At 36.5% G+C, this 12,890-nt stretch carries 12 protein-coding genes and 1 pseudogene; 11 read left to right on the top strand and 2 right to left on the bottom strand.

Annotated elements, in window-relative coordinates:
- Positions 1-119 precede the first annotated feature (119 nt).
- The 9 genes and pseudogenes from rutD (at position 120) to ACG916_RS12110 (ending at position 8,086) form a co-directional block, all read left to right on the top strand.
- The gene (gene rutD / locus ACG916_RS12150; protein WP_336954042.1) at positions 120-920 is read left to right on the top strand and encodes a pyrimidine utilization protein D; all 801 of its coding nucleotides are present in this window, start codon (positions 120-122) and stop codon (positions 918-920) included.
- Positions 917-1,503, top strand: a pseudogene (locus ACG916_RS12145) (malonic semialdehyde reductase). Before rutD ends, ACG916_RS12145 begins: the two are co-directional and overlap by 4 nt.
- Positions 1,504-1,874: 371 nt before the next feature.
- On the top strand, positions 1,875-2,990 hold the full coding sequence (rutA, locus tag ACG916_RS12140) for a pyrimidine utilization protein A (RefSeq protein ID WP_419327834.1): 1,116 nt from the start codon (positions 1,875-1,877) through the stop codon (positions 2,988-2,990).
- 20 nt (positions 2,991-3,010) lie between these two features.
- Positions 3,011-3,772 carry a pyrimidine utilization protein B gene (rutB, locus tag ACG916_RS12135; protein ID WP_419327956.1) on the top strand — a complete coding sequence of 254 codons (762 nt, stop codon included), beginning with the start codon at positions 3,011-3,013 and terminating at the stop codon, positions 3,770-3,772.
- An 82-nt stretch (positions 3,773-3,854) separates the two neighbouring features.
- Complete coding sequence (rutC, locus tag ACG916_RS12130; protein WP_336954038.1) at positions 3,855-4,238, top strand: pyrimidine utilization protein C; 384 nt, start codon at positions 3,855-3,857, stop codon at positions 4,236-4,238.
- A gap of 91 nt (positions 4,239-4,329) precedes the next feature.
- The gene (rutF, locus tag ACG916_RS12125) at positions 4,330-4,899 is read left to right on the top strand and encodes an NADH-dependent FMN reductase RutF (RefSeq protein WP_419327835.1); all 570 of its coding nucleotides are present in this window, start codon (positions 4,330-4,332) and stop codon (positions 4,897-4,899) included.
- Positions 4,900-4,923: 24 nt separating this feature from the next.
- Positions 4,924-6,282: a pyrimidine utilization transport protein G gene (rutG, locus tag ACG916_RS12120; protein WP_336954035.1), complete on the top strand. Its 1,359-nt coding sequence runs from the start codon at positions 4,924-4,926 to the stop codon at positions 6,280-6,282.
- A 471-nt stretch (positions 6,283-6,753) separates the two neighbouring features.
- Entirely contained in the window at positions 6,754-6,993 is a 240-nt protein-coding gene (locus ACG916_RS12115) for a hypothetical protein (RefSeq protein ID WP_336954034.1), read from the top strand.
- A 340-nt stretch (positions 6,994-7,333) separates the two neighbouring features.
- Positions 7,334-8,086 (top strand): class II aldolase/adducin family protein, encoded by a 753-nt coding sequence (locus ACG916_RS12110; RefSeq protein ID WP_336954033.1) that lies wholly within the window; start codon positions 7,334-7,336, stop codon positions 8,084-8,086.
- An 80-nt stretch (positions 8,087-8,166) separates the two neighbouring features.
- Here ACG916_RS12110 and ACG916_RS12105 read toward each other — a convergent pair whose 3' ends face one another.
- Positions 8,167-8,856 (bottom strand): pirin family protein, encoded by a 690-nt coding sequence (locus ACG916_RS12105; protein ID WP_336954032.1) that lies wholly within the window; start codon positions 8,854-8,856, stop codon positions 8,167-8,169.
- Positions 8,857-9,028: 172 nt separating this feature from the next.
- Entirely contained in the window at positions 9,029-10,258 is a 1,230-nt protein-coding gene (locus ACG916_RS12100) for a L,D-transpeptidase family protein (protein WP_336954031.1), read from the bottom strand.
- A 609-nt stretch (positions 10,259-10,867) separates the two neighbouring features.
- Here ACG916_RS12100 and hemE point away from each other — a divergent pair.
- Positions 10,868-11,941, top strand: coding sequence for a uroporphyrinogen decarboxylase (gene hemE, locus ACG916_RS12095; RefSeq protein ID WP_336954030.1), 1,074 nt, complete (start codon positions 10,868-10,870; stop codon positions 11,939-11,941).
- Positions 11,942-11,962: 21 nt separating this feature from the next.
- Entirely contained in the window at positions 11,963-12,769 is an 807-nt protein-coding gene (locus ACG916_RS12090) for a DUF817 domain-containing protein (protein ID WP_419327836.1), read from the top strand.
- Positions 12,770-12,890: the final 121 nt, after the last annotated feature.

Here is a 12,890-nt window from a genome sequence, read left to right as displayed (position 1 = left end):
ATAACATAACAATCCTCATATTCACATTCGCCATCAAAAACCCTTCAAAACTAAATATAAATATTATTCGGCATATTTTTTGCTGTCATCAAAGTGATTAATTTATCAAATGGTCAAAAATGAGCTATCAAATTTTCCCGTGTGTAGCGCAACCAGATGCTGAAACTGTAGTTCTATCTTCTGGTTTAGGTGGGCATGCATCTTTTTGGCAACCACAAATTAAAACTTTAACTCAATATTTTCAGGTGCTTGTTTATGACCAAGAAGGTTGTCATGCAGACTCTGAAGCATTACCCACAGCATATTCAATAAAGAATATGGCAAAGCAAGTATTAGACATACTTCAACAACAACAAATCAAACAATGCCATTTTATTGGGCATGCCTTAGGTGCGGTAATTGGAGCTGAATTGGCTGTTTTGATCTACAACACCGAAATTTCACTGTCGAGTCTAACCTTTATTAATGCCTGGGATGCTCTTGATCCACATACAGATAAATGTTTCAAAACCCGTATTGCCTTGTTAGAAAATGCTGGTGCTGAAGCTTATATACGTGCACAAGCTCTATTTCTATATCCACCTGCTTATATTTCAAAGCATATTCAACAAATTCAAGAGATCGAAAGCAAGGGATTTAAAGATTTCCCACCGATTAATAACGTGTTGCTACGCTTAAATGCATTGATGAATTTTAAAATTTTACCGCAACATATCGCTGCTTTGGCGAACACTGATGTGTATTACATTGCCAACAAAGATGATTTTTTAGTGCCTTATCAAAAGAGTATAGACCTTAAAGCAATATTGGGGCATGGCGAATTAACACTATTGGAAACCGGTGCGCATGCTTCATCTGTAACAGAAAGTAATACAGTCAATCAGATTTTAATTCAAAATTTAGTAGAAGAAACCCTATGAACCAGAGCCTCAACATAGATTTAAACCAATTGTTTCCAGATGCCAGAACGCACAATACTTGGTTGGATAAGGCAGTCAGCACTGAATAGATTCAGCAAATTTATGATTTAGTGAGAATGGGACTTACCTCTGCCAATTGTTGCCCTGCTCGATTTATATTTTTAATGACATCTGAGTCGAAAGAACAACTAAAGCCTGCGCTATCCTCGGGAAATATAGAGAAAACCATGACAGCGCCTTTGACAGTGTTGGTAGCAACGGATCAGAAATTTTATAATCAATTTGCTAAACTTTTTCCGCATACAGACGCTAAATCTTGGTTTACCTCAAATCCCAAACTTGCCAATGAAACAGCTTTAAGAAATAGCTCGATGCAAGCGCGTATTTAATTATGGCATGTCGAAGTTTAGGTTTGGACACAGAGCCAATGTCTGGATTTGATGATATGCAAGTGAATGAGACTTTCTTTAAAGAAACTGATTATTCGATTAATATGATTGTCAACATAGGATATGGGGATCATACAAAAATATATACAAGATTACCAAGATTAGATTTTGATGATGCTTGTAAAATATTATAAAGATTTATTTTAATAACTATTTTATTAGATTACTAATTTTATTGAACCAGTGTTGTATTTCGTCAGAATTTTATCTTATTGAACCACATACCATATGCGGTTTTTTATTTATAGTGTCGGTTAATTTTAAAATTATAAATGATCTAAAATGACGCATTTATGCACTATTTTAGTTTATTTTTCATGACTTAAAAATTCATATATTTTACCAAAAGGTAAAATAAAAAATAAACATAAAAAAATTAATAATAAAAACAACTAATTAAATTTAGTGGCATGTTGTATGCATTATTTATAATTACAAGGTGGTTTTGGTTTTTAGTTTTATATTAAATATTTTTAGAATATTTTTTGTACAGTGAGGTTTAGCTATGAAAATTGGTGTATTTTGTCCGATTGGAAATAATGGCTGGTTGCTTTCAGAAAATGCACCGCAATATAAGCCAACATTTGAATTGAATAAACAGATTGTACAACGTGCAGAACATTATGGTTTTGATTTTGCATTGTCGATGATTAAACTGCGTGGTTTTGGGGGTAAAACTGAATTCTGGGATTATAACTTAGAAAGCTTTACATTAATGGCGGGTTTAGCGGCAGTGACCAGTAAAATAAAAATTTTTGCTACGGCAGCGACTTTGGTGATGCCACCAGCCATTGTGGCACGTATGACATCAACGATTGACTCGATTTCAAATGGACGTTTTGGGCTAAATGTTGTGACTGGATGGCAACCACCAGAATATACCCAAATGGGGTTGTGGCCAGGGGATGATTATTTCTCTAAACGTTATGATTACTTATCTGAATATGTCGAAATTTTACGTGAGCTTTGGGCAACGGGAACATCTGATTTCAAAGGTGATTTCTTCCAAATGGATGATTGCCAAGTAAAGCCAATACCACAATCCGACATGAAAATTATTTGTGCTGGTCAATCTGATGCGGGCTTAGCATTCTCTGCAAAATATGCAGATTATAATTTTGTTTTTGGAAAAGGTTTCAATACACCAACGGCCTATGCTGAAATCAACGAACGTCTAAAAGTACATACTGATCAGACAGGAAGAGATGTTCAAACCTATATTTTGTTTATGGTGATTGCAGCTGAAACAGATCAAGAAGCAATGGCGAAATGGGAGAACTATAACCAAGGCGCAGACCTAGCAGCAATTAACTGGTTAATGAATCAAGGCGGTAAAGATCAAACATCAGGTACAGATACCAATATTCGTCAAATGGCATCTAGTGTTTCACCCGTCAATATTAATATGGGCACAATCGTCGGTTCTTATGAAAATGTTGCCATGATGCTGGATGAAATTTCTACCATTAAAGGCACTGAAGGAATTCTTTTAACATTTGATGATTTTATCCAAGGGGTTGAGGATTTTGGACAGCGCGTCCAACCGTTGATGGCTTGTCGTGAGGAGGTTGTTGCAAGTTATCAACAGCTAGCTCAACCCGTTTTGGAGAAAAGCGCATGAGTATAGTTGAAAACTCGAAAATGATAGAAAATCTGGTTTGTACAGATTTCACGACTCATGCAGGAACAGGCAAAATTTTAAAAGCGGAGCCAGAATCGATTCAGCTCGCACCTGAACAAACGGCGCTTATCGTCATTGATATGCAAAATGCCTATACCTCAATTGGTGGCTATTTGGATTTGGCTGGTTTTGATGTTTCCACTACTCAACCTGTGGTTGCTAATATTAAAAAAAGCATTGATGCAGCACATATAGCCGGTATCCAAGTGATCTATTTTCAAAATGGATGGGATGAACAATATGTAGAAGCCGGTGGCATAGGTTCTCCTAACTTTCATAAATCCAATGCTTTAAAAACCATGCGTAAAAATCCTGATTTACAAGGCAAATTATTGGCAAAAGGTGGTTGGGATTTTGCATTAATTGATGAACTAAAGCCTCAACCTCAAGACATTGTGATCGAGAAATCACGCTATAGCGGTTTTTTTAATACAGCATTGGACAGTAGTTTACGTACTCGTGGCATCCGAAATTTAGTTTTCGTTGGGATTGCCACCAATGTTTGTGTGGAATCAACCCTTAGAGATGGTTTTTTCTTGGAATATTTTGGTATAGCGCTAAAAGATGCATGTTATCAAGCTGGCCCTCAATCAGCACAAGAGGCAGCCTTATATAATATTAAAACCTTTTTTGGATGGGTATCTGATACGGAATCATTTGTACAGACATTCAAAACCCAACAAGAGCAGCCAAATTCAGTCACTTTTAGTAAATCAGCTTAATGCTTTTAACCAGATCAAGTGTCTTTTCTAGAGTTTAAGTCTATGGCGAAGATGCTTTAAGGAAAAAATAAAGGAATTTAAAATGTCCAAACAAGTTGTGATCCCAGTAGGTACAGCTAAACCCCTTGCACCTTATGTGCCTGCAACCAAAGCAGACAATATTGTCTATGTTTCTGGGACTTTAGCATTTGATGAAAATAATGAGGTGGTCTGTGTCGGTGATGCCGCAGGCCAAACCCGACATATTTTAGAAACCATTAAAAACGTCATCGAAACTGCAGGTGGCACGATGGATGATGTGACGTTTAACTCAATATTCGTCAAACATTGGGCAGATTATGCCGCAATAAATGTGGTCTATGCTGAATATTTTCCCAATGACAAACCCGCTCGTTATTGTGTACAGGTCGGACTGGTTAAACCTGAAGCCCTTGTTGAAATTGCATCAATAGCACATGTGGGATAATGCATGTCTAAATTTGTCTATGTGTTTTAGTCATTTTTTTAAAAATGAATTTTAACCTCGATGAACATTTGCGCATTGGGGTGGGAGAGTTATGATGCAAATGGTCAAACAGGAAAGTACAGTTAGTGGTGAAATTATTGAATTTACCAATCCTTGTGAAACTAAAGTCCATTTAGAAATTGATCAAGCTATCTTTAGACAAGGTATGTCTAATTTGGGTGCAGCAGTCAATGTGATCACTACTAAAGGTGATGCAGGACAGGCAGGTTTTACCGCATCTGCAGTGTGTAGTGTAACGGATTCACCTCCAACCTTATTGGTATGCCTTAATCGCGCCGCATCGGTATATCGCGTTTTTTCTGAAAATAAAGTTTTGTGTGTCAATACATTAGGTTCAAATCAAGCCGCATTGTCTAATTTATTTGGTGGCAAAACACCCATGCAACACAGATTTGCACAAGGTGAATGGAGTGAACTCGTGACAGGTTCTCCGGTGTTAGATAACGCCCTAATTTCATTTGATTGTGAAGTGGTATCAAGTCAGGTGGTCGGTAGTCATGATGTATTGTTTTGTCGGGTCAAAGCAATTCGTCACAACCCAAGTTTAAATGCGCTTCTATATTTCAAACGCAGTTATTGTGAACCTCAAAATGTATGTTGATCTCTAAATATGGGGAATTAGAAAATGGCGACAAAAGAACCATGGTTTACATCATTTAAACCATACACAGGTAATTTAGATCAAAACCCTGTGCAAATTGATGAATATTTACCTGTTGGAAAAAGTATCGTTTTGGGCTTGCAACATGCATTTGCAATGTTTGGTGCAACGGTTCTCGCACCTTTGCTGATGGGCTTTGATCCCAATTTGACTATATTTATCACGGGTATCGGCACGATTTTATTTTTCCTGATGACGGGTGGAAGAATGCCGAGTTACCTCGGATCTAGTTTTGCATTTATTGGCGCTGTCGCTGCTGCAACGGGCTATGCAGGTGTGGGGTCAAATCCAAATATTGCCTTGGCTTTAGGGGGGACCATCGCTTGTGGTTTGGTGTATGCAGGAATTGGTTTAATTGTCATGAAGACGGGAACTGGTTGGATTGAAAAGTTGATGCCACCGATTGTTACGGGTGCAATCGTGATGATTATTGGTCTAAACTTAGCACCTGTCACCATTAAAAGTGTTTCTGCAAACCCATTTGATACTTGGATGGCAATTCTGACAATCCTTTGTATCAGTGCGATTGCTGTATTTACCCGAGGCATGATGCGTCGCTTATTGCTCTTACTGGGGTTGGTGTGTGCATATGTTCTATATTTTATCCTTGCCAATTTAATGGGCTTTGGCAAAGCGATCGATTTTGCAGTCATTAGCAATGCGGCGTGGTTTGGTCTCCCGCATTTTGTTGCACCCTCGTTTAATGCAAACGCCATGTTGTTAATTGCGCCAGTAGCAATAATTCTGGTCGCTGAAAACTTAGGTCACTTTAAAGCTGTATCTGCAATGACGGGTCGTGATTTATCACCTTATATGGGTCGTGCATTTTTTGCAGATGGGGTATGTACCAGCTTGTCGGCTTCTGTTGGGGGAACAGGTATGACCACATATGCTGAAAATATTGGGGTTATGGCCGTCACTAAAATTTATTCAACCACAGTTTTCGTAATCGCTGGGATCTTTGCAATTTTGTTGGGCTTATCACCTAAATTCGGTGCTGTGATTAGTACTATTCCTATTGCTCTTTTAGGTGGTGCCTCAATTGTGGTGTTTGGTTTAATCACAGTGGCTGGTGCAAAGATTTGGATTGATAATAAAATTGATTTCACTAAAAACAGTAGCTTAATTATTGCTGCGGTCAGCTTGATCATGGGCGCAGGTAATTTTAGTGTACATATTGGTTCATTTGATCTTGGTGGAATTGGTACAGCAACTTTGGCTGCAATTTTATTGAATCTAGTTTTAAATCGTAGAGAAAAACAGCCCGATGAGATCAAGCTAGAATCAAGTGATGCTGCAAAGTCCTTATCGCAGTCCTCTTAAGCTAAAGGCGCAGATTGAGATTTTAAGTGATTGAACAGTAGATTTTATAGTGAACGGTGTGGCATTTAGTAGGTTAGGGACAATGAGATGATATACGGCATGTCCTTGAGCAAAGTTTGTACCTGAGTGAAAGTATGGAATCAAGATTTTGCAAAGATTAATCACATGCACAAAAATTTGCGACGCTTGCAGTGAGTTTGTAAAAAGCGTTACAGCATAGGTGATTTTTCCTTGTTTGACTATAAGCAAGAGAATTGAATATAGGGTATGAATTCAAGCTTTAGTATTGCAATTTTAAAGCGATTATCGGGGAAATTCGTATCCATATTGGTGGCTGAAATTTTTACAGATATTTGGTTTTTTAGGGTGCTGCCCTGTGCGACAAATTTTGTCGCACAGGGCATTTCTCTATCTAGTATTTAATTCTCCAATAAATATAATAGAACCTGTAAGCACGATGAGATTTAAAATATGAAAGACTGGATTAAGATACGCGAAATTTTAAAAAATATTCAAAATCGGCAAAATAAAAAACAGACTATTTACTTAGTCGGTATGGTTGATTTAAATGAATTGGATATTTCATGGTTGATTGATGAAGACTACATTGAAATTGATGATGCTATTTCTTACTTAGATAATAGAGATATTGTTTTTATTAAGAATTTAACTTTTAAAGGAAAGAAATTACTTTATCAGTTAAGTATTTAAATCTACTTTTTATAATAGATAATGAGGGTGTTTTATAATAATAATGAAGAATTAAAATAAATAATAATTTAATTTTTATTTTAATAAAAATAAACAAAAAATAAAAACTTATTATAATAATTTAATAAATATAAATAATAATATGATAATTAATAATTAATAATTAATAATTAATAATTTAAATCCAAATCAATATTCAATTATTGGTTTGGATTTTTTATATTATGCAACCCAAAAAATAATTTTTTAGTCTTCATTCACGAATTAAGACTTGTTTATTTGCTGAACTCTCGCTAAAACTATGGATGTTTTATACATAGGCAATAAAAAGGATTTTATGATGAAACGCCCAAAGTATATTGATAAGACTGAATGGGAAGCGCGTTGCCAGTTGGCAGCACTCTATCGTTTAATTGCACATTATAGAATGACTGATTTGATAGATACCCATATCAGTTTACGTGTCCCGCATGAGCCTGATCATTTTCTGATTAACCGCTATGGTGTAACATTTGATCAGATGAAAGCTTCAGATTTGGTGAAAATTGATCATGAAGGGAATATTGTGGCAGATTATGATCAAGGCAAAATGGTCAATGTTGCAGGCTTCGTCATTCATTCTGCCTTACATCATGCTAAAGATGATATTCACTGTGTCATTCATACCCATACGGCGGATGGCATAGCTGTTTCTGCACAAGAAAAAGGTTTATTGCCTTTGTCACAACATGCGCTGAAATTTTATAACAATATTGCTTATCATGAATATGAGGGTATCGCTTTTTCTACAGCTGAAAGAGAACGTTTGGTTCAGGATTTGGGAAATTATCGTTGCATGATTTTACGCAATCATGGTTTGTTAGCCACTGGAAACAGTATTGCAAGAGCATTTCATGAAATTTATTTTTTAGAGCGAGCTTGTCAGGTTCAGATTAAAGCCATGAGCAGCTCAAAACTTCATTATCCGAGTAAGCAAATATGCGAATATACGGTGAAGCAATTTGAAAGTGATGCTGCTGAACCGATTGTTCAGGCTGCTTGGAATGCTGCTTTATCATTGATTAAAGATCAGAAAAAAGATTTTTGTGCTTAAACACGGCTTCTAACTTGTTCAATAAGCTCGACATAAAAAACCTCCATCTATACATGCGGAGGTTTTTTATTGCATATGAATTAGCTGTTTAAATCAAACCAAATAAATTGGCTATCTTCATGTGCAGTGAGTGTCGAATCTTCGTCAAATAAATAACCATCACCTGCTTTAACGACTTGACCCGCAATATCAATCTCACCATCGATTACATGTACATAGTTAAATTTTTGGGTTGCTTTAACTTCAAGGGTATGACCTTTTTCCAGATATGCCGCTTTAATTTCAGCATCTTGACGAATATGCATTGGCGCATTGTTATTTGGGCCAACAATCAATTGCCATTCATTGGGTGATTTTTTAGGATCACGTTCAATTTGTTGATAATTCGGTTCGGCATCTTGAACATTTGGAATTACCCAAATTTGTAGCATATGAACTGCTTCATCACCTTGGTTGATTTCACTGTGTTGTACACCTGTACCCGCACTCATCAATTGCCATTCACCCGCATGGATATGACGTTCATTTCCCATGCTGTCTTTGTGTGAGATAGTACCTTTAAGCACACAAGTCAAAATTTCCATGTTGTCATGTGGGTGAGTACCAAAACCTTTATGTGCTGCAATGGTATCGTCATTGATTACACGTAAAGAACCAACACCCATATATTTAGGGTCATACCAACTACCAAAAGAGAAACTATGTTTGGTATCTAACCACCCCATTTTTACATGACCACGGTTTTCACTGTGATGTAAAAAAGTATTCATCTCAAATCTCCAATTCTTTATTTTTTAACATGAATGAATTTTAATATTTAAGTAATTGGGATGAAATAGCAAATAAGCAACATATTGTTTTATTTTTGGAACGATAAATTTTTATCTTTGCAATAAAAAACCAGTGTATGCACACTGGTTTTTTATTTTATCAAGTATAAGATTATTCTAAGAATTTAACCGTTACACCTGATTTAACTTTTTTACCTAAGTCATTGGCATCCCAGTTGGTCAAACGAATACAACCATGTGAAGCTGTTTTCGAAATTGCAGATGGATTTGGTGTACCATGAATACCAAATGATTTTTTGCTCAATCCAATCCAGATATTCCCTACAGGAGCATTTGGACCAGGTGGTAATGATAATGGTTTTAAGTTTTTACCTTGTACAAAGTTACTAGGTGAATAGCTATACCATGGGTTTCGTGCAACTCCAGTAACTTTATAAGTTCCTTTTGGAGATGGTGTATCAGAACTACCAATTGTTGCAGGGAAAGAGCCAACCATTTGGTTTTGTGCATTAAACAAATATAATTGCTTCGCACCTTTGTGCGCGACAATCAAATGAATATTTTCAGGTAATTCATTGCGAATATTCGTCACAACGATTTTTTCACCAACTTTATTAAATGTCGCTTTAGGATTCAGTTTCTTTAAAAACTCTTCGTCCATGTGAAATTTTTCACCTAGCATTTCTGTTACACGAGTGTAATACAGGCCTGGCATTTTTGCTTGTAATGCATAATCATGAGGAATCGATTTTGCATAAGGACCTTTTAGGTCTTCAGCTGTTATCGTATATTCCACAAAAGCAGGCTTATTGCCTTGTTGAGAAACTAAAGCATCCCAAGTTTCTTGAGTCAATTCACCAGTAGGTTTAATACCATTCATTTGTTGGAATGAAGCGATTGCTTTAAGCGTATTCATACCGCTTGAACCATCAATGGCACCAGGTGAAGCATGGGCATTATTTAACATGACATGGGCACGGGCATAGACAGGGAATTGACCCTTACCAATATTTTCGTACCATTGTGCATTGTTTATTCCATCTAAAGTCCATGACGCTTTAGGTGCATTAGGATTGCTTGCCGTTTTTGCAGTCGTGGTCTGTGGTGAAGATGGAGAGATAGCGGTACCTGAGTTTTTATCCTCAGTTTTTTCTAAATTTTGTAGCGTATTTGCAGCTTTGTCTAAGTCTTGTTGCTCTTGCTGACTTATCTGTGTTTCTACACTTGAAGCAGAATCATCAATAGCAAGTGGATCAATAGGATCTTCAACAGGAGCAGCAACTTTTTTAGGCGTTAGAGGTTGCTCAGCTGTAGATGCAGCAAAAGCTGTACCTGTTAATAAACAGCTTAAACTCAAAGCAAGAATTGAGCGAACGAACATGTAGATCAACCTTAAGAATTATTCATAATTTATAACTAAAAATCTGTGTAAGTATTGCAGAAATTATAAGGTGTTGCAGTATTTGTTTTGTGTTAATCATTTTTTTCTATAGACATTTTCCTAGTCTGCAAGTTTTGTTTTATTTTCGTATACCCGTGGGAATTTAAATCTAAGTAATCAAATCGGGTCAGTTGACAATTCGTCTACGTTTGCGACTACGTGTATTTTTTAGGCGATACTAGGAGCGGAGTATGAAATTTAGTCATTCTAAGTGATGAGGAACATTGTTTCGCAAGGTAACGACGTAGCGTCAAAAAACACGCTAGCCCTCTGCTGCGCCTTGCGCTGCAAACAAAGCAGTGCTTTGTTCTTGCTTAGGGTAGTGGCTAAATTTATCTCAGCCTTCGTTATGAAACTCGAAAATAGTCTCGCTATTCTCTTCATGCTTTACGACGTATACGTCTCATGCTCAATTTTAATCTACAACGCAAGCCATTTATGAAATATCAACAGACCCTAAACTTTGTTGAGAAAAATTTTCTAGAAATGGTTATGGAGCAAACCTTTTTGCTATGATGGGGCGAATTTAATTTTTGATTGGGAAAGTAAATGACGACCTTAAAAAATGATCGTTTTCTACGTGCCTTATTGCGTGAACCTGTAGATACGACTCCAGTTTGGATGATGCGTCAGGCTGGGCGTTATTTACCAGAATATCGTGAAACACGTGCGAAAGCAGGTGATTTTCTTTCTCTTTGTAAAAATACAGAATTTGCTTGTGAAGTGACTTTACAACCTTTGCGCCGTTATGAGCTTGATGCTGCAATTCTATTTTCAGACATTTTGACTGTTCCCGATGCTTTAGGTTTAGGACTTTATTTTGAAACTGGAGAAGGTCCTAAATTCCATAAAACAGTTCGTACAGAACAAGATGTGGCTAATTTACCGAAATTCAATGCCAAATCTGATCTGGCTTATGTAATGAACGCTGTTTCAACCATTCGTTCAGCTTTGGCTGGTCAAGTGCCTTTGATTGGTTTTTCAGGTAGTCCATGGACCTTGGCAACATACATGGTGGAAGGCGGTTCAAGCAAAGACTTCCGTTTTACGAAACACATGATGTATGCACAACCTGAAGTTTTACATGCTTTATTAGATCGTTTAGCCGATGCTGTAATTGACTATTTAAATGCCCAAATTGAGGCGGGTGCTCAAGCCGTACAAATTTTCGATAGTTGGGGTGGCGCATTGGCGCACCGTGAATATCTAGAATTTTCGCTCAAATATATGCAGAAAATTGTTGCTGGGTTAAAACGAGAGCATGAAGGACGTAAAGTGCCTGTGATCTTATTTACCAAAGGTGGTGGTCAATGGTTAGAGCCAATGATTGCAACTGGTGCAGATGGATTTGGCTTAGATTGGACTACGCCAATAAACGTGGCTCGTCAAACAGTTAATGGACGTGCAGCATTACAAGGGAACTTAGATCCAGCAACCTTGTATGGTTCAGCTGATTCTATTGAAAAAGCAACCAAAGCTATGCTTGATGATGCTTATGCTAATGGAGAGAAAACAGGTTATATTGCCAACTTAGGTCATGGAATTACGCAGTGGGTTGATCCTGAAAAACCCAAAGCATTTATTGATACTGTACACCAATACAGTGCCAAATATTTAGGTTAACTTATTGTTGTAAATGTATTTATGATCTATTTTAAATCATTATTTGAATTTCTACTTAAGGCAGCATCGGCTGCCTTATTTGGTATTTTATTGTTGATTGCATTTATTACTACGGCGAATATGGGCAGCCATGAATTTTATGGTTTATTCCGTTATGACTATTTATTATTATATGCGCTGATCATTCAAGCCTGTTTATTGTTTTTAAAACTTGAATCTTGGGCAGAAGCCAAAGTCATTGCTTTATTTCATATTATGGCTATGGGTATGGAAATTTTTTTAACCCACCCACAGATTGCTTCTTGGCAATATCCACAACCTGCCGTTTTTAAACTTTTGACTGTGCCTTTATTTGCAGGATTCATGTATTCTGCAGTTGGCAGTTTTTTTGCCCGTTCTTTACGTTTGTATCAGGTTTCTTTTTTAAATTTGCCCAATTTTGCCAATATGTTGTGTCTAGCAGTTTTGTCTTATCTCAATTTTATGAGCAAATTTTTTATTCCAGATTTTCGAAATGCACTATTTATTTGGAGTGTGGTAATTTTTTGGAAAACAAAAGTTCGTTTTAAGTTACAGCAACATGAATTTCAGCTTCCGATGTTACCAGTACTGGTCGTTTTGGCATTTTTAATTTGGGTTGCTGAAAATATTAGCACTTTTAATAAAATTTGGTTGTACCCAAGTCAAGTAGATGCATGGCATATGGTGGGATGGGGGAAGCTAGGCTCTTGGTATTTACTCTTACTTTTAAGTCTAGTTTTGGTCCTTAAAATTCTTGGAGTACGTAATAAAGAAGGTGAATGGTCACTAAAAAAGTACAATAAATAATTTCGTAATTGTCACATTTAGATTTGCATATCTGAATTTATGTGATAAATCTAAATAGGTGTAATCAAACTTACACATAATGGAAAATAACAATTTACATATGTTGAATTAAAACAATGCA

Origin of the sequence: Acinetobacter legionensis, assembly GCF_048552295.1 — a bacterium.
GTDB lineage: Bacteria > Pseudomonadota > Gammaproteobacteria > Pseudomonadales > Moraxellaceae > Acinetobacter.
This window is presented reverse-complemented; position numbering and strand designations above follow the sequence as displayed.